24 protein-coding genes are annotated in these 20,953 nt (G+C 38.2%); 15 read left to right on the plus strand and 9 right to left on the minus strand.

Going from position 1 to position 20,953, the window contains the following annotated elements:
• The first annotated feature begins 14 nt into the window (after nucleotides 1–14).
• From JNO66_RS11735 to JNO66_RS20795, 3 genes are all read left to right on the plus strand, one after another.
• Nucleotides 15–563, plus strand: coding sequence for a GNAT family N-acetyltransferase (locus tag JNO66_RS11735; RefSeq protein WP_203088487.1), 549 nt, complete (start codon nucleotides 15–17; stop codon nucleotides 561–563).
• 383 nt (nucleotides 564–946) lie between these two features.
• Complete coding sequence (locus JNO66_RS11740) at nucleotides 947–1,783, plus strand: methyl-accepting chemotaxis protein (RefSeq protein ID WP_203088488.1); 837 nt, start codon at nucleotides 947–949, stop codon at nucleotides 1,781–1,783.
• A gap of 13 nt (nucleotides 1,784–1,796) precedes the next feature.
• A complete protein-coding gene (locus JNO66_RS20795) occupies nucleotides 1,797–2,624 on the plus strand; it encodes a methyl-accepting chemotaxis protein (RefSeq protein ID WP_203088489.1) in 828 nt (275 codons plus the stop codon).
• 42 nt (nucleotides 2,625–2,666) lie between these two features.
• On the opposite strand, the gene JNO66_RS11750 is transcribed toward JNO66_RS20795, so the two are convergent.
• Together JNO66_RS11750 and JNO66_RS11755 are read right to left on the minus strand one after the other, a co-directional pair.
• Nucleotides 2,667–3,440, minus strand: a complete 774-nt coding sequence (locus JNO66_RS11750) for a cytochrome c oxidase assembly protein (protein ID WP_203088490.1) — start codon at nucleotides 3,438–3,440, stop codon at nucleotides 2,667–2,669.
• The gene (locus tag JNO66_RS11755) at nucleotides 3,433–3,855 is read right to left on the minus strand and encodes a DUF2243 domain-containing protein (protein ID WP_203089330.1); all 423 of its coding nucleotides are present in this window, start codon (nucleotides 3,853–3,855) and stop codon (nucleotides 3,433–3,435) included. The genes JNO66_RS11750 and JNO66_RS11755 overlap by 8 nt, the downstream gene beginning before the upstream one ends.
• Before the next feature lie 324 nt (nucleotides 3,856–4,179).
• On the opposite strand from JNO66_RS11755, the gene JNO66_RS11760 reads away from it, so the two are divergent.
• Nucleotides 4,180–4,365, plus strand: a complete 186-nt coding sequence (locus tag JNO66_RS11760) for a YqaE/Pmp3 family membrane protein (RefSeq protein WP_203088491.1) — start codon at nucleotides 4,180–4,182, stop codon at nucleotides 4,363–4,365.
• A 110-nt stretch (nucleotides 4,366–4,475) separates the two neighbouring features.
• Nucleotides 4,476–4,808: a hypothetical protein gene (locus tag JNO66_RS11765; RefSeq protein WP_203088492.1), complete on the plus strand. Its 333-nt coding sequence runs from the start codon at nucleotides 4,476–4,478 to the stop codon at nucleotides 4,806–4,808.
• Nucleotides 4,809–4,982: 174 nt separating this feature from the next.
• On the opposite strand, the gene JNO66_RS11770 is transcribed toward JNO66_RS11765, so the two are convergent.
• Nucleotides 4,983–6,179, minus strand: coding sequence for an MFS transporter (locus JNO66_RS11770; RefSeq protein WP_203088493.1), 1,197 nt, complete (start codon nucleotides 6,177–6,179; stop codon nucleotides 4,983–4,985).
• 132 nt (nucleotides 6,180–6,311) lie between these two features.
• Between JNO66_RS11770 and JNO66_RS11775 the strand changes: the two genes are divergently transcribed.
• Both JNO66_RS11775 and JNO66_RS11780 read left to right on the plus strand, forming a co-directional pair.
• Entirely contained in the window at nucleotides 6,312–6,692 is a 381-nt protein-coding gene (locus tag JNO66_RS11775; RefSeq protein ID WP_203088494.1) for a VOC family protein, read from the plus strand.
• Nucleotides 6,693–6,761: 69 nt separating this feature from the next.
• Entirely contained in the window at nucleotides 6,762–7,466 is a 705-nt protein-coding gene (locus JNO66_RS11780; protein WP_203088495.1) for a GntR family transcriptional regulator, read from the plus strand.
• Nucleotides 7,467–7,530: 64 nt separating this feature from the next.
• Here the strand turns inward: JNO66_RS11780 and JNO66_RS11785 are convergent, their stop codons facing one another.
• Together JNO66_RS11785 and JNO66_RS11790 are read right to left on the minus strand one after the other, a co-directional pair.
• Entirely contained in the window at nucleotides 7,531–8,385 is an 855-nt protein-coding gene (locus tag JNO66_RS11785; protein WP_203088496.1) for an SDR family oxidoreductase, read from the minus strand.
• A 129-nt stretch (nucleotides 8,386–8,514) separates the two neighbouring features.
• A complete protein-coding gene (locus JNO66_RS11790; RefSeq protein WP_203088497.1) occupies nucleotides 8,515–9,366 on the minus strand; it encodes a helix-turn-helix transcriptional regulator in 852 nt (283 codons plus the stop codon).
• A 124-nt stretch (nucleotides 9,367–9,490) separates the two neighbouring features.
• On the opposite strand from JNO66_RS11790, the gene fabF reads away from it, so the two are divergent.
• Complete coding sequence (gene fabF / locus JNO66_RS11795) at nucleotides 9,491–10,726, plus strand: beta-ketoacyl-ACP synthase II (RefSeq protein WP_203088498.1); 1,236 nt, start codon at nucleotides 9,491–9,493, stop codon at nucleotides 10,724–10,726.
• 208 nt (nucleotides 10,727–10,934) lie between these two features.
• On the opposite strand, the gene JNO66_RS11800 is transcribed toward fabF, so the two are convergent.
• Together JNO66_RS11800 and JNO66_RS11805 are read right to left on the minus strand one after the other, a co-directional pair.
• Nucleotides 10,935–11,081 (minus strand): lmo0937 family membrane protein, encoded by a 147-nt coding sequence (locus tag JNO66_RS11800; protein WP_203088499.1) that lies wholly within the window; start codon nucleotides 11,079–11,081, stop codon nucleotides 10,935–10,937.
• A gap of 417 nt (nucleotides 11,082–11,498) precedes the next feature.
• Nucleotides 11,499–11,900: a carboxymuconolactone decarboxylase family protein gene (locus JNO66_RS11805; RefSeq protein ID WP_203088500.1), complete on the minus strand. Its 402-nt coding sequence runs from the start codon at nucleotides 11,898–11,900 to the stop codon at nucleotides 11,499–11,501.
• A 120-nt stretch (nucleotides 11,901–12,020) separates the two neighbouring features.
• Between JNO66_RS11805 and JNO66_RS11810 the strand changes: the two genes are divergently transcribed.
• Complete coding sequence (locus JNO66_RS11810) at nucleotides 12,021–12,461, plus strand: Lrp/AsnC family transcriptional regulator (RefSeq protein ID WP_203088501.1); 441 nt, start codon at nucleotides 12,021–12,023, stop codon at nucleotides 12,459–12,461.
• 52 nt (nucleotides 12,462–12,513) lie between these two features.
• Here the strand turns inward: JNO66_RS11810 and JNO66_RS11815 are convergent, their stop codons facing one another.
• Nucleotides 12,514–13,359, minus strand: coding sequence for an HAD-IIB family hydrolase (locus JNO66_RS11815; protein WP_203088502.1), 846 nt, complete (start codon nucleotides 13,357–13,359; stop codon nucleotides 12,514–12,516).
• A gap of 87 nt (nucleotides 13,360–13,446) precedes the next feature.
• On the opposite strand from JNO66_RS11815, the gene JNO66_RS11820 reads away from it, so the two are divergent.
• The 5 genes from JNO66_RS11820 (at nucleotide 13,447) to JNO66_RS11835 (ending at nucleotide 18,771) form a co-directional block, all read left to right on the plus strand.
• Nucleotides 13,447–14,445, plus strand: coding sequence for a LacI family DNA-binding transcriptional regulator (locus tag JNO66_RS11820; RefSeq protein WP_203088503.1), 999 nt, complete (start codon nucleotides 13,447–13,449; stop codon nucleotides 14,443–14,445).
• A gap of 282 nt (nucleotides 14,446–14,727) precedes the next feature.
• Nucleotides 14,728–15,816: a response regulator aspartate phosphatase gene (locus tag JNO66_RS11825; RefSeq protein WP_203088504.1), complete on the plus strand. Its 1,089-nt coding sequence runs from the start codon at nucleotides 14,728–14,730 to the stop codon at nucleotides 15,814–15,816.
• Nucleotides 15,813–15,935, plus strand: coding sequence for a hypothetical protein (locus tag JNO66_RS20800; protein ID WP_273753379.1), 123 nt, complete (start codon nucleotides 15,813–15,815; stop codon nucleotides 15,933–15,935). Before JNO66_RS11825 ends, JNO66_RS20800 begins: the two co-directional genes overlap by 4 nt.
• A gap of 148 nt (nucleotides 15,936–16,083) precedes the next feature.
• On the plus strand, nucleotides 16,084–17,442 hold the full coding sequence (locus JNO66_RS11830; protein WP_203088505.1) for a YjiH family protein: 1,359 nt from the start codon (nucleotides 16,084–16,086) through the stop codon (nucleotides 17,440–17,442).
• Nucleotides 17,443–17,487: 45 nt separating this feature from the next.
• The gene (locus JNO66_RS11835; protein WP_203088506.1) at nucleotides 17,488–18,771 is read left to right on the plus strand and encodes an aspartate aminotransferase family protein; all 1,284 of its coding nucleotides are present in this window, start codon (nucleotides 17,488–17,490) and stop codon (nucleotides 18,769–18,771) included.
• A 224-nt stretch (nucleotides 18,772–18,995) separates the two neighbouring features.
• Here the strand turns inward: JNO66_RS11835 and JNO66_RS11840 are convergent, their stop codons facing one another.
• Nucleotides 18,996–19,556, minus strand: a complete 561-nt coding sequence (locus JNO66_RS11840; protein ID WP_203088507.1) for a GNAT family N-acetyltransferase — start codon at nucleotides 19,554–19,556, stop codon at nucleotides 18,996–18,998.
• A gap of 250 nt (nucleotides 19,557–19,806) precedes the next feature.
• Here JNO66_RS11840 and JNO66_RS11845 point away from each other — a divergent pair, with 250 nt between their 5' ends.
• Entirely contained in the window at nucleotides 19,807–20,940 is a 1,134-nt protein-coding gene (locus tag JNO66_RS11845; protein WP_203088508.1) for a DUF3137 domain-containing protein, read from the plus strand.
• The last annotated feature ends 13 nt before the right edge of the window (nucleotides 20,941–20,953 follow it).

Raw genomic sequence — 20,953 nt, forward strand, 5'->3', positions numbered from 1 at the left:
GAGGATGAGAGTGGATGGCCAAGCCTGTGTACTTACGAGATTTAAAACGAAAGGATCTAGAAAAGATCTATCAATCACTTGATAACAAAGAGATTCTCAATATGACTGGAACGAAAAAAACATTCACATTTGAACAAGTGATAAACCACTACGAGGCGTGTCAAAAAGATGAGACGCGGCATGATCTTGCCATTTGTTTAACGGAGAATGATGAAATGATAGGTGACCTCGCTATCGTTGAGATTGAGGAGGATAACCGAAAGGCAGGGTTTCGCATCTCTTTACATCAAACGACTACCTTAGGCAAAGGGTATGGGACTGAAGCTGTGAAACAGGCACTCGCGTTTGCTTTTAATGAATTGAAGTTAAATCGCTTGCAGCTTGAGGTCTACTCGCATAATCTTAGAGGCTATTATGCTTATAAGAAAGCAGGCTTTGTGGAAGAGGGTCGGCTTAGGCAGTCCCTCTATATGAATGGAACCTATTCAGATGAGATCATCATGGCTGTCCTGCGAGAGGATTATGAAAAAATGCGCGAGAACAAGGGGGCGGTGCGCGAGTGACTGAGGAAATGCGCGGGAATGAGGGATCGGTGCTCGAGTGACTGAGGAATTGCGCGGGAATGAGGAGCAGGTGCGCGAGTGACTGAGGAACTGCGCGGGAACGGGGAGCAGGTGCGCGAGTGACTGAGGAACTGCGGGGAAAGAGGAGTCGGTGCGCGAGCGACTGAGAAAATGCGCGGGAAAGAGGGGTCGGTGCGCGAGCGACCACGGAACCGCACGAGTTTGAGTGACGCAGGTGTATGGAAGTCCCGCCCTGCACATCCCTGCAACTACAATTTAATCCGATCCTACTCTAGGTTCTCTAATTGAAAAAATCAAACACTTTACTTTATAGCTCATCTTGCCGATACTATGAAAAAAGACGCACAGAGGAGTTTGTTTTAATGAATGCTACGTTACAGGCAGTGATTAATTTTGCCCCGATTATAAAAGACACACTTGGCCCAACAGCCGCATTGGGTGTGCTTGATACAGAAAAATTTGTCTACTTTGCACCATCTACTATATTAAAATTAGATGTTGAAGCAGGTAAGACTAGACTCGATCGACACGATGTTTATGTTCGTGCCATTAAAGGAGAACATATAATTTCTAAAACGATGGATCCCTCAATATTTGGAGTGGCTGTTGTGACATCTGTTACACCCATTCGAGATCTGGAAACAAATGAAGTAGTTGGATTGCTTTCTTTATCTAGAACCTTGGAACACCAAGATAAGTTAGATACAGAGCTTAGTAAGCTGAATGAGGTAATCGATGCATTACAAGGGAAGGTTCAGCATGTAGCAGCTCAAGCTGAACAACTTTCAGCAACAAGTAATGACATCAGTCAACAGGCGGACAAAGCGAGTAAGAATTCGCACCAAATCGGTGAAGTGGTTCAATTAATTGAACAGATCTCTACCCAAACCAATCTACTTGGATTAAATGCAGCCATTGAGGCCGCGCGTTCAGGTGATGCCGGTCGAGGGTTTGGAGTAGTAGCTAATGAAATTCGTAAGTTATCTATTAACACTAAGGAAGCTGTGCAGACGATTGGAAAGTCACTTACTGAAATTCAATCTAGTATTGAAAAGTTATCTACAAATATAAATGAGATCTCCGCATCATCTGAAGAGCAATCTGCTACGATGGTTGAATTCATGAATGATACACAAGCTTTAGATGTGAAGAGCAAACGAATTATTAAAACCATGAAAACAGCAATCAACCAAGAATAGGAGATTATGAATCATGCATTTGACATTAAAGGCTTTAGTTAGTTTAGCTCCTGAGATTAAAAGAAATCTTGGGGACAGTAGTGCGGTCGTTGTGACAGATAGAGAGAAATTCATTTTCTCGTCACAATCAAAAGACTTAGATTATAGTGCAAATGTTGGAGATGATGCCTTCACAGAGGAGAACGATATTCTTCGTAAGGCGCTTGCAGGAGATAAAGTGCAGATGCATATTCCAAAAGAACGCTATGGTGTAGGAATTCTGTACTCTGCAAGCCCCATCTTTGATGAGACTCAAAAAATCATCGGTGTGTTTCAAGTAACCAAAACACTGAAGGATGAAGAAATCCTGGATACGGAGTTAGATGATTTACGTGAAATTGTCGGTAGTTTGCAAGAGAAAATTCAACAAGTGGCTGCTCAAGCAGAAGAGTTATCAGCGGCAAGCATGGATATTCATGGCCAAGCCGAACGAGCAAACGCTAATTCTGAAGAGATCGGTAAAGTGGTTCGCTTGATTGAAGACATCTCTGCTCAAACCAATCTCCTTGGATTAAACGCAGCCATCGAAGCTGCGCGTTCAGGTGATGCCGGTCGTGGATTTGGTGTAGTAGCTGATGAAGTCCGTAAGCTTTCTAATGGAACGAAGGAAGCCGTTGGCACAATCGGCCAATCCCTTCAGGAAATCCAAAAGAACATGGAACATCTTACGCTAAGTATCGCTGAAATCACCGCAGCATCAAATGATCAATCAAGTGTGATGACAGAGTTTATGGAAGATATTCAAAGCCTAGATAAACAAAGTAATGATATCGGGCAATATATTAAATCCATTACAAATTAAAAGAAAGACATAAATGAATCAGGAAGGTTCATTTATGTCTTTTTATTCTGTTACGGCAGTTGTAAAAGAAAATCTTGGCCTGGTTGATCGATACCACTGGCGGCATAATAGAAAAATGATGACCAAATCAACAAGGTCTCCACCATAATACATGATCTGACTGCCAATCTGTGCTTGATCCATTGGAATCCCATCTGGCGGGCTAACATAAAGTGACTTTGAGAGTATGCCATGAGCAGCTATTGCAAGTACGAGTACAATCGATCGGTACACGTACGATAAACGATGATACACGGGATCAATATAGAGAATGGATGCTGTAAAGAAATATCCTGCGATAAAGACATGAAAGTGAATGAACAGAAAGAGTAAGAGATCTTGATGCATCGCTTGATACAGATTAGTCCGATATAAGATCCAAAGGCCTCCCACATTCAAAAGCGATGCGAAAATAGGATGAGTCACAAGTCGTCCAAACCAGCTTCTAAACAATTGTGTGACCCCTCTTGCAGCCGAGATTGGTATTGTACGCAGCAGCAGAGTGATGGGCGCAGATAAAACTAAGAAAAGAGGTGCCAGCATACCGAGCAAAAGGTGGGTGATCATATGTGCTGGGAACCACGAATGAGACAGATCAGCAAGGGGACCAATTACCGAGACGATACCAGAGGCTGCACCTAAAAGTAAGAAAATGATTCGGTAGATTGGCCATTTCCGATACGATTGATTTGAAACAACGACAGCAATTAAATAGCCGCTTACTACGACAACGAAGAATAGGAACAAAAGGAATGAGCTGATGAGCGGGTTAGACATGAGCCACTCTCATTTTGTGGCGTAGTAAAAAGAATAGACCGGCAACGATCATGATGACAGCTACGCCGTTCCAAACCAGGTCATAGACCCACACATTCTCGACGTAACGAATTTGATGGATTCGCATCCACTTATGCTGAATGAGCCCATCATACAATTGAAAGCCTCCTGATCCAAGAAGTGAGCCACCCCACCACAGTAGAGGAATATATGCCTGTCTTCGCTTTAAATCAGCCAATAAAAATAAAGAAGCGATCGTAGCAAACCAACTAAATGCATGAAACAATCCATCCGAAATGAGTCCAATATCCGTTGTCGCTAAATCATAAATATGATGCCAACGTAACAACTGATGGAACACTACCTCATCCATAAAAGCAACCAGCCCCACTCCAAACAAAATCCCAGATAGCATATTGCGTTTTGAATAGTTGATTTGATTATGTAAGTTCGTAGCCAAAATACCCCTCCACGAATTAAGTCTTACTAGTGAGTATCCCCATGTGGAAATGGGGTCAAACCTTTATTGCAATCAATCTCAATCTAAAGTCGGAGAGGAAATCAATCCTAAGTCGTAAGGATTTTCTCAATAAATATAATACGATGGTGGAAGGGGAACAATTATGAGAGGGTACGTCTAAATAAGAGAAGGAATAACCCTCCTTAACGGTTTAACCTCTGATAAAAGGGGAATATTAAATAAACGTTTGTTTGACTAAAAGCGAAGGATGGATGCATCATGTTATACCTACTAGCGATCATCTTGCCACCTGTGGCGGTATTATTTGTAGGCAGGCCGTTTCAGGCAATTATCAATTTAATTTTAACACTTATCTTCTGGGTGCCTGGTGTCATTCACGCATGTTTGCTTGTCGCAGATAAGAAAGCAGATCAGAGGGCGAAGAAGTATGGAAGCAATAGATAAAGGGTAAGAAGCAATGATCAAAATGGATCATTGCTTTTTTATAGTTTAATTTCCAGTTGTATAAAGAACGTGTGTTCGGTTATACTACCTACTATAAGGTGGGATAACGAATGATTAGAGAAGACATGTATCCATTGGTCAATCGGTATATTGTGTGTGCAACCGCACGGAATGTTATTGAGCGACATTTGAGGAAACTGCCAACGGAGCGTTTACGAATGATGTCTTATGAGCTTGGGAAGGAACTACATGAGCTCAAAAAAGAGATGCATAAGCAGCAAGTGAAACTGGCAAAGGTCCCTCCGTCAAGCTCTGACTTTTATGGATACACTCTCTATCACAAAGGCTGGCGATCAGAACATCAAGTTTTAAAAGCCATTATTCAGCGAGAAGTAGAGGAACTGTTAGAGGAATTGAAGGTGAAGACTGTCTCCAAACGTTGAGCTACAGTATTTAACCGATTGGAGGTCGGTACAACCATTGGTTCCCAACGCGCATGAGAAAATGCTCTAATGAAGATAGTAAACGGGTCTCCTATGTTTAAAGTAAGTTTGGGAATGGATAAATAATCCATTCAATGTTTGATAATTAATCGTTTTCTTTCATATAAGCCAAGCTTAGGTCTTAACTGTCATCGATCGTTTACGCAATTGTTTAATGACAATTTCTGAACAGATTAACATACTAACTAAAAAGAAGAGTATTACAAATGGAAGTAATGATAGTGTTGTTTTATCAGCTAGTAATCCAAAAATTGGAGGGAAGAATGTACTACCAGTATAAGCAACGGCCATCTGATAACCCATTAGTCGAATCGAATTTTCCTTGCCAAATCGTCTAGGTGTTTCATGAAGTAAGGCTGGATAGATAGGGGCCAAACCTAACCCAATCATTAAGAACCCCAAGATCGAAACACTCGTTGATAAAGGAATGAAAAGCAGAGTAACTCCAATGATTCCACAGATTTGACCTGATAAGATTAATGTCCTATTGCTAAGCTTAAAAGAAATAAACCCTGTAATAAATCTCCCTATAGTAATTCCTCCATAATAAAGAGAGATCAATAAAGCTGCATGCTCTACAGATACACCCTTAGAAAAGACTAAATAACTCGCTCCCCAAAGCCCCACTGTTGCTTCTGTTCCTGCACAAAACATAAAAGATGCTAACGATGGTTTAATCCCTTTTAGACGAAACAACTTTTTTTCAAATGGCTGATCATATCCTTCATCAGTACTACTAGACGTTTGATTTCCTTTATGAGATGCGACCCTTTTCCATAACGGGATAGAAAATAACAGTATGATAACGAGTACAAATTGCATGATCGAAACAATCACATAGCCATTTCTCCATGAATTAGATTCAGATAGTGTCATGGCCATGATAAATGGCCCGGCAGTTGCACCTAAACCCCAAAAACAATGTAGCCAGTTCATATGATGCGCTTTATAATTGTCAGCTACGAAATTATTTAAGGCAACATCCACGGCCCCTCCACCTAGACCAAGAGGGATTGCTAATAAGATGAACCATACTAAAGAAGGAGCAAACGCAAATCCTAGCAGTGATCCTGCAGTTAAAACGCAACTTATAAATGTGAGCAATCCAGTGCCAAACTTATCAATAAAAAAACGACTTGTTAAGCTTGAGATGATCGTTCCTGCAGCAATGATCATAGAGATAACGCCAGCTGCACTGAGTGGCACAGAAAGATCACTACTGATTACAGGCCATGCTGTTCCAAGAAGTGAATCAGGTAATCCTAAGCTTATAAATGCAAGGTAAATAATAATTAGAAATGCTGTAGCCAAACATCTTCCTCCTTAAAATAAGTTTGAAACACATGAAAGTTGACTTTTACATATGTAGTATTGTAACTTAAATAAAGAACTTAATAAAGGAGCTTTATTAAGTTTGAGAAAAATAATAAGAAGGTGTTCTAAATGAGAATTGAACATGTAGCTATATGGGTTAAAGATCTTGAAAAGATGCGTAGTTTTTATTGTGAAATGTTTCAAGCCGTAAGTAACGAAAAGTATATAAATGCTAAAAAAGGATTTGAATCGTACTTTCTAACGTTTGAATCTGGGGCAAGACTTGAACTAATGAAAAAACAAGATATAGATCAAGGGCAAAGTAATAAACGAATTGGATATGCTCATATAGCCTTTTCACTAAATAGTAAGAATAAAGTTGATTGCACAACAGAGGTTTTATCTGATTATGGATGCAAACATATAGATGGTCCTAGGGTAACGGGGGATGGATATTATGAAAGTGTCCTTTTAGATCCCGAAGGAAATACAATTGAACTAACAATATAAAAGACATAGTAGATGTGAATCGGTTAAGCCATTTAGAATATATTGCATTCATTTTGAAATGAGGTCTGTATGGTAAAATACCAGCACATTGCAGAAGCAATTGAAATGAAAATAACGAAGAATGAACCGTATTATATGGGGAAGCTACCTGTAGTAGAAACCTTAATGGCAACGTATGAGGTCAGTAAAAGTACGATCATTAAGTCTTTGGATATTTTAGAAGAGAAGGGTCTGATCTATCAGGTTAGAGGGAGTGGAATCTATGTTAGAAAACCCAAGAGACAATCTGGATATTTAAAATACCCCCAACATGTATTGAATGAGGTTAATAGCGACACAGATAGAGTCTTAGAAACGGTTAAGCTAACAATTCAACAGCCTAATAGGGAAACCGCCCATTTACTTGAACTAAGCGATACCGATGAAATTTACTATCTAGAGCGTATCCACTCTATTGATGGGGAAGTAATATGTATTGAAAAGAGTTACTATAACAAGAAACATGTAACGTATTTAAACTATGAAATCACAACGGGTTCAATCATAGATTATATTAAGAAAGCGTATGGTTATCAGAGTATTCATTTTGAAACCTATCTTAATGTGGATGTTCTTTCTAATTTAGAAGCCAAAATTTTAGGTTTAAATGAAAACGATCCGAAAATCAATGTTAACGTTATGTATTATTTACCCAATTATAATCCACTGGGATTAAAAGATTTAACTTATCATTATAAAAGGTCTACATTTCATTTTCAAACAACGAGTGGTTGAAGGATAACCCCCAAAAAAACTCTATAAAAATCCCCCTGACTTCTTATGTCAGAGGGACGAAAAATTATACACTCGATTTTGTGAGTCCAGTCTCTTCCATACTCCAGTCCCACAGCTTGAGTGCAAGTTCATCATCGGCTGCTCGTTTTGAGATCGGTGCTTGTTGTTCTTTTATAAAATACTCTCCTGTTACACCATCTAGTTCTGAACTCGTAGCAAGATAAACAGCTGTTTTTGACCCTTGCTCGGGAGTAAGGAAAAACGGCTTAAGCACACGATGAATGGCTTTTCCAAACCCTGTATCACGGTTCACTCCTAGATTTGTTGCAACTGCACCTGGGTGTAGAGCGTTTACCGTCACACTTGTACTTATTAGCTCTTTTGCTAGCTTTCTAGCAAAAAGAACATTGGCTAGCTTAGATTGTCCGTATCCTTTCATCACATTAAACCCTGAATGCAATTGAAGGTTATCAAAGTCAAGCTTGCCCCATTTATGCGCACCGGATGACACTATGACAATTCGACCATCAGAGGAATCTTTAATTTTTCCAAGCAATAATTGAATGAGTAGAAAATGCCCAAGATGGTTCACACCTAACATTGATTCATAGCCATCTGCCGTCTCCTGTCGTTTTGTTGATACCACTCCTGCATTCGCTACGAAAATATCTAGCTGTTGCTCGGATTTAAGAAATCGTTTTGCATATGAGCGAATATTCTCCAAAGAAGCAAGGTCACACAACTGTAATTCAACCGACCCCTTTGTTAGTTGCTGCTCCGCTTTTTTTAATGCTTCTTTCCCACGTTCCTCATTTCTACAGAGCATGATGACATGTATATCTTTGTTCGCAATGGCCACAGATGTAGCCAGCCCCATCCCAGAATTTGCACCGGTCACAATGGCTACTTTTCTATTCATAACAACCACATCCTTTTTAACCTCTCATTATCTGTTATCTTACATTAGGTACATGGTTATTGAATACTAAAAGCAATGATTAAAGGCTCTTCATTAAATACGTCATGTTAAGGAATAACGATCAATATGTTAATGATTCTCTGAAAATCTGTTCATCATTCGCTTTAATTTCATTTCTGTATCGGTATCTTCAACTGGTGTATAGATACTACATCTCAAATCCATGTCACCTTGCACCTGAAGAGAGGTTAAGTTAAATAACATTTTTCCTGCTTTAGCATGTCTAAATTCAATCATCATTTCTGGTGCTTTACTTACTTGACTGGCCTTCCATAACTCTTGAAACTCTGGATAAGATTCGGTCATCTCTTCAATAAAAAGGTTATACCATTCGTCTCCTAAATAACGACCATAATACGTACGAAAAATAGCAAGAAATCCTTTTACAAAATGCTCCCAGTTAACAGCCAACGTTTTTAGTTCTTTCCTTGAGAAGATTAGCTTAATTAAATTTCTTTCTTCTATTGGTACCTGTTCAAAGTCTAAAAAAACATGGGCCGCTGCTGGATTCCATCCGACTATGTGGCAGTGACGATCAGTAATAATACTTGGACAATAGGATAATTCATTCACTATCTTTTTTAGTGATGGACTAGGCTCTGAATATTGTCTTTTATATTGGGGGACTTCTATTTTTGTATCAAGAGCTAAATCATACAAATAATCTTTCTCATCATTATTTAGTTTAAGTGCCATAGATATATTATCTAATACACTTGCCGATACTTTAATATCTCTGCCTTGCTCAAGCCATGTATACCAAGTGGTGCTTACTCCTGCTAATAAGGCTACTTCTTCTCTTCTAAGTCCTGGAGTTCTTCTTCTTGTACCAGCAGGCAAACCAACAGCCTCAGGTTTAATTTTTGCACGTTTATTAATCAGGAAATCTGATAAAGCCTCTAATCTACTTTTATCATTCATTTTTTTGCTCCTAAACATCACTAAATTTTAAACAGTTATTAAATATACTAGGATAAACCACAACTTGTAATAGGATAATTCATCTGTAAAATACAAGTATATTCTTGAACAGGAGAGATGGATAGTGGAAAGAGTTGTGATTACAGGCATTGGTATTGTTTCACCTTTAGGAAATGATATAGATACATTCTGGAGAAATTTAATTGAAGGGAAATCCGGGATATCATCTATTGATACATTCGATACAGCTAACCACAAAACAAAAATAGCAGGTATTGTTAGAGATTTTGATGTTAGCACTATGTTTGCAAAGAATGAGGCAAGGCGTTTAGATCGATTTTCTCAATTCGCATTGGCAGCTGCTGAACAAGCTTGGACTGATTCTAACCTATCTACGGAAGAATTAGATTTAGAACGTTTGGGTGTCTACGTAGGGTCTGGAATAGGGGGTCTTGAGACGTTAATAAATAATGTAGATATACTTAGACAGAAGGGGACAAGAAGAGTGAGCCCAACTCTTGTACCTTCTATAATGTCTAACGCAGCAGCAGCCCAAATAAGTATTAAATGGAATGCAATGGGACCTTCTCTTTCGCCTGTGTCAGCTTGTGCAATAGGTAATACAGCTATCGGCGAAGCTTTTAGGCTCATACGCTCTGGAGAGGCTGATGTCATTTTTGCTGGTGGAACAGAAGCTGCTATAACTGATTTATCATTAGCTAGTTTTGGTAATGCTACTGCTTTATCTACAAGAAATCATGAGCCTAATAAAGCTAGTCGTCCATTTGATAAGAGCAGAGATGGATTTGTCATGTCAGAAGGAGCAGGGATCTTAATTTTAGAGTCCCATTCACATGCGTTACAGCGAAAAGCAAAGATCTATGCTGAGGTTGTAGGATATGGTGCTAGTTCAGATGCACATCATATTGTAGCTACACACCCCGAAGGCAGAGGAGCCTATCTTGCAATGAGAGCGGCTCTGAGGAGTGCCAAGCTATCAACTGAAGAAATTGATGTGATTAATGCTCATGCAACAAGTACAAAGGTTGGAGACATCTCTGAAACAATGGCTATCAAAAAACTGTTTAACGATCAAGCTTATCACATCCCGATAACAGCAAATAAATCAATGCTTGGTCATATGCTCGGTGCAGCTGGTGGAGCTGAAGCCATCGCATTGGCGTTAAGTTTGAAAGAAGGTATTATCCCTCCAACTATTAACTTAGAAAGCCCTGATTCTTTATGTGATCTAGATTATGTTCCAGAAAAAGCTCGTCAAGTGGATATAAAAAACGGACTGTCTAATTCGTTTGGATTTGGTGGCCATAATGCTGCTATTGTTCTAAAGAAATACGAGTAATTTTTATGTGGGTTTTAAGTGACTAGAAGCGGTGAAACATCAAAAAAGATAATGAAATAGATCCATTCTCTTTTATTTAATAGATGAAGGGAAGACACCAAGTGGACAGTTTCAAAAGAAACTGCCCACTTTAGCTAATGTATGCTCTTGTTTATGCTACCCATTCACTACGTTATAATTTTGAAACGTAAATAGGTCTAGTACCGCATTATAATCTTCGTCGCCCTGTCACAAGCTGAAAAATAAGCACAACAAGTGCGACCACTAACAATAGATGGATTAAACTCCCGCCAACCTCTCCAATAAAACCAAGTAACCATAGAACAATGACGATAATCATTACAGTCCAAAGCATGTCTAAGCTCCTCTACGTAGTCTCTACACACTCAACTGTATTTGTATGACGTGATCTCTGCTGGTATTAAACCACTTCTAGTGTAGAGTTCATATATATGTCCACATTTAGCTGAGTATAACCCATGCATGAGAGATCCTACATTTTAATCCTCTCACGACGTGCGTAGGATTAACTACTATGAGTATCAGTCCTCCTTCTTCTTTTTTTTGCTTCATCAGCACCAAGGAAGAAGAAAGTAGCAGACAACGGTAGGTAGATTAGAAAAAGGCTACTACTGGAATCTGTAACAAAAGTCAAGGCTCCTATTATGATCATGAGTATTGCAATAATATAGTATGTATTCATATTTATCACCTCAATTAATATACGAATGAAACGAAATAAAGTTTCTAGAAATTACTGTGCTAACGGCAACTATAAATTTGTGATCGCACCTAGTGATTGAGAAGCTGTAGTAAAACAAATAAACACGCACAGCTCGACGATCTGCCTTTCATTAAAGACTGTCCTAAGGATGTTAAAGTGTGCTTCATTAATAGACGATCTATAATTCAAAAACAAATCGGCAAACGCTGTAGCGATTTGAATTTCTTCATCTTTTATCTTCATGTTAGGCTTTCCTTTGGCCATACAATAACGACATTTATTTCCGTATGCGAGAACTCGTCTTACTTCTTCCTTTAAATTCACAGAGAGGGATCCTTCTTTTGTTAAGAAATCAGAAAGGTCATTCCATTTTATTAGGAGATCTGGGATGTGGCCAAGAACGTCTTGAAATGGTGTCTCTCCATAATTAGATTGTTGAATAAAACTCATTGAAACTCCTCCTTCTTAACTTTAGTATAGTGAACAGATCCCTATAAATGAATGAATAATGGTATGTTATTCTTATAAATACTTAACACATAAACTATAATTTCAGAAAGTGGTTTTCATATGAAAATAGACTCTATTGACCTGATGATTTTAGATGAATTAAAGAAGGACTCAAGGCAATCTATTCGAGAATTGTCGAAGAAAGTGAACTTATCACCCCCGTCTGTCTCTGAAAGAATTCGAAAGATGGAAAATGCATCGATTATAGAGGGTTATACTCTACGGATTAACGATAAAGCCTTGGGATTGCCTATACAATGCCTTATAGAAATTACAATAAAAAATGGAAAATATAGCGTCTTTCAAGAAAAGATCTCACGCTATCCTGGAGTTAACTATTGTTACCGTATAACAGGAGGTGCTTGCTTTATGCTTAAAATAAGCACAGATAAACTTGAGAGAATCGAAGAATTTATTGAAGAATTTAATTCCATAGCGACCACATTAACTCATGTGATCTTATCGGAAGTTCCGATGGATTGGACCAATTTAGATATTTAAAATGAAGGTTCTCTCTTAAAAATGATTAGAATGAATTCTAGTTATCTCTCATTCAATTAAAGATTTCCTCCAGTTCTTCTAAAATCCCTTGAGTGTAGGGTGACTTAGTAATTTGATGATGCTTTCCTTTAGCCTCGTCTGTTGCATTGGCAACGAGATATCCTCTCTGAACAAATTTTAATAATTCAAGATCGTTACCGCTGTCGCCAAATGCAATCGTTTGACTATAAGGAATGTTGTACTGATCGCAAATGAAAGCAGCTGCAGCTCTTTTCCCTGTTACACCTTTCACTATAAAATCGATGTCATAAGCCAATGTTGGATCTCCAGCCTTTGGATTACATCTGTTAATATTTAAACCTAATCCATATACGTTTGATATGTGTTTGATAACATTCAAATCATATTCTTCCATTACCTTAGACTGTATAAAATAATAGTAGTTTTTTTTGTACTTTGAATGCCCATGTGGACTCTGCTCTACTAGTTCAATTCTATATAGCTTTTGTAGCTCATTAACTGCTTCATCAACAACTCTTTGAAATTCTTTTGTATTTGGTAATCTTTTATCCCAAACGTTGTTTCGATGAATGCTTCCATCACTGAGGACATGAAATACCTCAGTTCCTAAATCTGAACATATAAAGTGGGGTGAAAAGCGTATTCTTGCTTGTTTTACTTTTTTAGTTAGATTATGAATACTGCTACCTGTTACCCAACCAATTTTTAAACCATACTGTTGCGTAGCCTTTTCCAAATAATCCTCTAATTGATAAAGGTCTTCTTTTTGTTTGAGTGTGCATTCATGAGCAAAATAGGTTTCATCAAAATCACAAAAGACAAGTGAATTAACTTTTTTTGGTCTAGGGAACGGTGGTGGAAATTGAATACTAACCATATTTATCGCCTCCATCATAAGGTAGAGAAACTATAATGGATGGGACCGGTCCCATGTCAAATGAATTTCTTTGATAAGGAGAAAGATATGTATACAATCCGAGATGTTGCAAAAATAAGTGGGGTCTCAAAAAGCACAGTATCGCGTGTATTAAACAATCATCCCTATGTTTCTTTTGAAAAAAGGAAGCGAGTTGAAGAAGCGATAAAACAGCTAGAATTCAAACCTAACCAAATTGCAAGACACTTTCGCACAAAACGAACAAATTCTATTGGTATTATTGTTTCTTTTTTAGCGCACCCCTATTTCTCGGAATTAGCTGGAGCACTCTCTGAAGAATGTCGAATACATGGTTATAATCCAGTTTTGTTTCAAACATTCGGAGATAGAACACAAGAAATGGATGTATTTAAGAAGTGGAAAAGTAAAGAATTGGACGCGCTTATTGTAACCTCAACTGCATTAACCCAAGCTGAACTAGATGAGCTTAGTGATAACGGCGTACTCACTATATGTAATGAGGCTTATACGAATAATAAAATTGACGTTTTTTGTTTGAACGAAAAAAAAGCAGCCTATGAGGGTGTTCAACATCTCCTTAATAAAGGAAGAAAAAAAGTAGCCTTCTGTTCAGATGACTTGGCTTCACCATCGCAACAAGCAAGACTCTCAGGCTTTAAACAAGCTCATCTAGAAATGGGGCTTACGTGGGATGACGCTCTGATTGTAGATAACATATCGTCTGTCACTGATGGATATTCACTTGGAAAATATTATTTAAGCTTCTCTAATAGTAGAGCTAAAACAATAGATGCTGTATTTGCTGGAAGTGATTTTGTAGCATCTGGATTTCTAAAGGCAGCTCAGCATTATGGAGTGGAAGTTCCACTCGACTTCTCAATTATTGGTTTTGATAATCACCCTATTAGCGAAGTGACATCTCCTCCAATTACGACGATTATGAATCAGACCAAAGACATGGCGCAGGATCTAGTTGAAGTCTTGGATATGCGTTTACTTGGGCAAGATAGGCCGTTTATGTTCAAACAATACAATGGAATTTTAATTGTTAAAGGCACTACATAGTTTCATCCAATACATCTAATTAATAACCTGCCCTAATGCAGGTTATTTTTCTTTGGATAAAAGGAAAGATATAGGGTCAATGCAACGACTGAAACGTACCCGCTGGAAGTAAGGAAGCAGTTCAGATGCGAATGTGAAATAATTAGAAACACAAGATAGTATTTAGTCTTTTTTGAACGGTCTATCTAGTTAAAAGAGTTGTGTATAACATTGGGAAATACAAAAGGTATATATATTTGTTAATAATTGGACGATATAATATAGAGTGAAGGAGGGTTTGTTATGAAGACTTTGATACCCGCGGAAGATGTAGGAGTTCAATGCGTAGATTGGTATAGGTGCATTGTGGCCCAAAATTACGTGGAAGCGGATGCTTTACGATTAAAAGCAAAAAAGTCTATTCAGAATATGCAACCAGATGACAAGGTAATCGCTTTTTATTCGCTTGTAGAATACCGTCACAACTTAATGAGAAAAAACCTGGATAGTCAGTTAGACGAAAAAAAGTTAGAAGAGATCGGACAGATGGATCCCTTACTCATGTTTTACTCTTATTTTATGTCGGGACTAGGAGAATTTTATAAAGCGCATTATAAAGCTGCGATAAGGCTTTATATTCAAGCGGAGTCATTGTTGGAGCATGTTGCAGATCCTTATGAAAAAGCCGAGTTTTTTCAACGTATAGGAGAAGGATATTATCGCATATATCAATATACCTTTGCCGAATCATATATTGAAAGGGCTCTAGACATCTTTATGTTAGAACCGGATTATAAAGAAAAAGAGTTAGATAATCGACACTTACTTGCTGCTATTAATTCTGAACGAAATCTAGAGCACAAGGCAGAAGAACAATATATAAACTTAATAAAAGAGGCTGAAGGGTATCCATTACCATTAGCATTAATTTATCAAAGTTTTGCCTTCCATTATCTTCGAAAAAACAACCAAAATCAGGCAAAAGAGTATATAATGAGAGCACTAGATTCTCCTGGTCATTCATCTACTATTAATGGGATGAAGAGTAAAGGTGAACTTGCATTCATTCATCTACGCATGGGAAAAATGGGTCAAGCTCTCCCCTTACTAGAAGAGGTTGAGTCTGAAGCGGATAAGGTTTGTGATATTGAATATCAATTGCGCTGCTTAATTAACCGTCACCTATATGTTGAATTCAATCAGGATAAAGTAGACGAAGGGATTAATCAGATGGTAGAAGCGGAATTGTATTTTGATGCAATCGAAGTCTGCCAGGATATCTCCAGGTTTTATGAAAGCCAAGAGAATCATGTGAAAGCCTTGCACTACATGAAACGTGCTTTTCACTTAAAAGGTTTCCAATTTACAATTGGGGGTGAAGTTGCAGAATGAAAAAACAAGTATATGTTTTAACATTGGCCATTTTAATTAGCGTATCTGGTCCATTTACATTGGCTGGAAGCTTAACAGATGTTGTAACTCCTCATGGACAAGCCAACACAGGAAGATAAGAGTAAAGATGATTCTCGTTTGCGGGAATCATCTTTTTCTATGGTTTGGAGACTTTAATCGTAGAGAACCTCCTTTAAATCCTTCTTTTGCATTGAGTATTTATTCATTCTAATGTAACCTTATAAGTTATAAAAGAAGGGAGTTCATATGGAAAACAACAATATTTCTAATTCTAATAATGTTATAGCATTTATCATTCCATCTTTAATGGGGGCATTACTTTTCTTAATCCCTTTACCAATAGGCACGGACGGGCAATGGACCGTCCTCATTGCATTTCTATCTAGTAATCTAGAATTATTTGTAAGTGGGGTAATTACCGAGATCTTAGCTATGATCTTGGTTCTATCGAGCGTCGGCGCACTAATTGGAGTAGTACAACCAGACTGGATGATGAAGCGACCCTTTCTGAAAGGTTTGTTTGTCATTCATCCTTTTTGGCTCTTTATTCGCTTTTTAGGAGCGATCTTCGCAGTCCTAACGTTATTTGAAGTCGGGCCGGAAGTGATTATTGGAGTAGGAACGGGTCAGGAAGTTTTGTATAATCTCCTACCTGTATTGGCCATTTGGTCTTTTGTAATGGGTATGCTGCTTCCATTATTAATTGAGTTTGGCTTGATGGAGTGGTTAGGTACACTAGCGCAAAAAATTATGAGACCATTATTTAAATTGCCTGGACGAGCAGCTGTCGATTCATTGGCTTCCTGGATGGGTAATAATATGGTTAGTATCTTAATTACAATTAATCAATATGAGTCAGGCTATTATTCAAAAAAAGAATCAGCGATCATCGTGACAAACTTTACCATTACATCAATCGGTTTTAGTTTAATTGTTGCTAGATTGCTTAAAGTTGAAACGTTGTTTCCTTCGTTTTATTTAACGGTATTAATTGCTGTATTTGTAGCAGCAATCATTTGTCCTCGTATTCCTCCTTTATCAAGAATGAAGAATGATTACTACGAGGCAGCCGGGAAACAAATTGTTGAAGAAGCACCTCATAATATCTCTATTCCAAGATGGGCTTTTCAAAAAGGTGTAGCCAAAGCATCAAAAGTACCAGCTACTACCGTTCTGTTGAAAAAAGGATTGTTTAATGCAGCTGATATTTGGTTTGGTATGCTACCACTTGTTATGGGTATTGGAACGATTGCGTTAATCATTGCAAACTTCACGCCAGTTTTTCAGATCATTTCCTATCCATTAATACCTGTCTTAGAATGGATGCAAATACCGGAGGCCTCCCAAGCAGCACCGGCTATGTTAATAGGTTTTGCCGATATGTTCCTGCCAGCGATACTTGGTTCAAATATTGAAAGTGAACTAACACGATTTGTAGTAGGGGCTGTTTCGCTAACACAGTTAATTTATATGTCTGAGATCGGTGTCATGCTGATCCGCTCAAGCATACCTGTAAACGTAGGTCAGTTGTTCCTTATGTTTATCATTCGGACGATCATTACGTTGCCAATCGTTGTACTGATTGCTCATCTATTTGTATTCTAACAAGATAAACGAGTAAGATGTGAAAGAGAAAAGGAAGTGATGGTTATGTCAACTGAATGGACGGAATTAAGTAAAAAAATGCCGATTCGCTTAGCGCCGAGTATGGCCAAAGATCATCCCAACTTACCTGTTGTGAAGGAAGAGGGATGTTATTACTGGGGTGTGGATGGAAAGCAGTACCTTGATTTTACCTCAGGGATTGCAGTAACTAATGTTGGACACAGACATCCAAAGGTTGTTGCTGCGATAAAGGATGCCGCCGATTACCTCACTCATGGACCAATCGGTGTGATTCAATATGAATCCATTCTAAAACTAGCTGATGAGCTAGCGGAGATTATGCCTGGAGATCTTGATTGCTTTTTCTTTGGAAATAGTGGGACAGAGGCAATTGAAGGTGCATTAAAGCTTGCACGTCATGTGACAAAGAAACCCTTTGTCGTTTCATTTATTGGGGGATTCCATGGTAGAACGCTTGGATCCATGGCGATTAGTACGTCAAAAAGCAAATATCGTTCTCACCAACATGTAAGTGGAACGTATCAATTACCATACTATCAACCAGGAGACTCAGAGCAAGATGCGATTCAGAAACTAGATCTAGCAGCTGAACAATTATTTGCACACCAAGTGCTGCCAAATGAAGTTGCTTGTGTGATTTTAGAGCCTGTTCTTGGTGAAGGTGGTTATATCATTCCTCCAAAATCGTGGTTACAGCGTGTTCGTCAAATTTGCGATGAGCATGGGATTCTTCTGATATTTGATGAAGTACAAACGGGATTCGGTCGTACGGGTGAGTGGTTTGCCTCGCAAAGCTTTGAAGTCGTTCCGGATATCATGGCTGTAGCTAAAGGCATTGCATCAGGTATACCCTTGAGTGCAACGGTGGCAAATCATAAGCTTATGCAACAATGGCCACTAGGTTCTCATGCGACTACCTTTGGTGGGACACCACTTGGGTGTGCAGCAGCCCTTGCAACAATTGAAGTTATTAAAGAAGAGAAGTTACTTGAGAATACAAAAGTTGTTGGTGCTTATGCTCGTGAGCAGCTAGAGGAATTACAACAGAAATATAAGCGGATTGGAAATGTTCGCTCGATCGGCTTAATGATTGGCATTGAAATTGTTGATCCTGTTACTGGTTTGGGTGATGGGGAAGCGGCGATGGAAATTCTAGATCTTGCATTACATGAAGGAGTTCTCTTTTATTTTAGTGGCAAGCACGGAGAGGTCATTCGCATGATCCCGCCACTAACGGTGACAAAGGAACAAATTAATGAAGGAATAGCTGGTCTTGAGAGAGCTCTTATTGCGTTCGAAAAGAAGTAAAAGAAGGATGAAATGACAAATAGACAGGTATCTTGTGAACCAACACAGATGCCTGTCTATTTTTTCGAAGGAATATCCTTCATAAATTGTGAAAATAGTGTCTCACATCTTAAATCCTTTCTTTTAAATGGATGCGATTCATTATTTAATTTAAAAGCAATCGTATATTCGTATAGCTGCTAGCCTTTAGTCCGTCATAAAACTAAATACAATAAACTTTATTGTTAAGCTCTAAAATAATCACGTTTCGTTATAGCATACTGAACATCATTTATTAATTCATTATTCATCATGCTATTATCTCTAAAGATTCCTTCTTTTTGCATGCCTATTTTCTTCAAAACCCTCTCCGAGTTAGCATTCAATTCATTAAATTTAGCCTCAACTCTATTAAGATTTAATTCAGTAAAAGCAAGGTTTAATAGCGCGTTTAGAGCTTCAGGGATAAGGCCTTTTCCCCAATAGGTCTTATTAAGCAAATATCCTATTTCGGCATTTAGAGGATTATTCAATAGGTGGAGCTCACAAGTACCAATTAACTTGTTGTTCTCTTTATAAACCACTGCATATTTTCCAATAGGTTCTTTCATGTAAAAGGTTGATAATAAAATATTAACTTCACTCATGGCTTGATGAGGGGGGAATACATAATTCACTACCTCTTTATCTGATGTAATTAAAAACAAATCCTCAGCATCCTCTAGGTTGAAGGGACGTAAAACTAATCGATCTGTCTCAATAATAGAATGTTGAAGTAGAAGGTATAGCTTTTCTTGTTTTGTCATTATTAGCTCCTCTTAACCAAGTATTATATTCATTTAATACGTTATAACCTTTCATCATAGCATTTAATCTTATGGTTTGTTTCAGATCTTTCAGCGTGTAATTGTAAAAAGATGTTTAATTCTGCTCCAATTGGGATAAGGAAATAAGTCCTGTTGGAAAAATTCAGTGAAATCATACTCATTCCTCATGCAATGGTCACTTCTAGCCTTCACAATAAAAAGAGTGAGATTTGTGGAAAGGAGTGGAAGGATGAAGAAATTTCAGGATGCGTATGATCTAGAACGATTTTCAAAATCTGAAGAGAATTTTAAACGTTTTTACAAAGATGATTTGCATCATTTAGCTGAGGAGTTAGAGGAGAAACGGCTGCAGTTACTACGTGCTCATCGACGTCCGTATTGGATTCTATTAATGCTAACGATTGCAGCAACGGTCTATATCTATTATTTCTTGGAATGGACGTACTTCTTAGCCATTCCTGGAGCGTGGATTTTCTACAGTCTGTTCTTTGGCATCAGCAAAGAGATGAAATTTCAAAAAGAAGAACGTATGCTCAAATCCCAGATCAAAGAAGAGCTGCTCAAAAAAACGATCCGTTTTATGAACCCGAATTTTGTGTATAAACCTACCTATTTTGTCGCTTCTAAGCACTTTGTCGACGCGCATATTTTTGCAGATGCGTTTGATTATTATGGAGGAAACGATTTTGTTGAAGGCGATGTTGGGGAAGGAGAAGAACGAACACGGCTCTTTTTCTCAGAGGTCACTGCTGACAAATTGGTTACATATGAACATCGCAAACGAGTACGACGGTGGAGAGAGGCTGCGTTTCAAGGGTTGTTCTTTGTAGCGGATTTTAACAAACAGTTCGAGGGACTAACCACCATCGTTCCTAAGGAAAGAAGACCAAGCTGGTTCTCTAGGTTCTTCACAAAGCGTGATGAAGAGATCTTAAAAGAGATGGAGACGATGGATCTCGAGTTTGATAAGACATTTACAGTGAAAACAACAGATGAAACAAAGGCCAGGTATATTTTAACGCCAGCTTTTAAAAAAAGGCTCATGGAGTTTGCGAGTCAACAGCGTTCGAACAAGTCGAATGCAAAGTACCGGAAAAAAGAAGCGGCAAGGCAAGGGATGAATCAAATGAATGGTCGCCTTGTACCGAAGAAATACCCCAAACCATTTAAACGCGCAAAAAGCTACTTTACCTTCCTTGATGGGAAGATGTACTTTATGCTACATACCAATCAAACTCATTTTGAATCGAACATTCATCAAAAAATTGATGAGAAGATGTTCAAGGAATATTATCAGGACATTAACCGTGCGATGCAGCTTGTAGATGACTTGAACTTAAACTTACGTATATGGAACAAATGAAACGAAAATACAT

The organism is Alkalicoccobacillus gibsonii, from assembly GCF_016798245.1.
GTDB lineage: Bacteria > Bacillota > Bacilli > Bacillales > Bacillaceae_D > Alkalicoccobacillus > Alkalicoccobacillus gibsonii.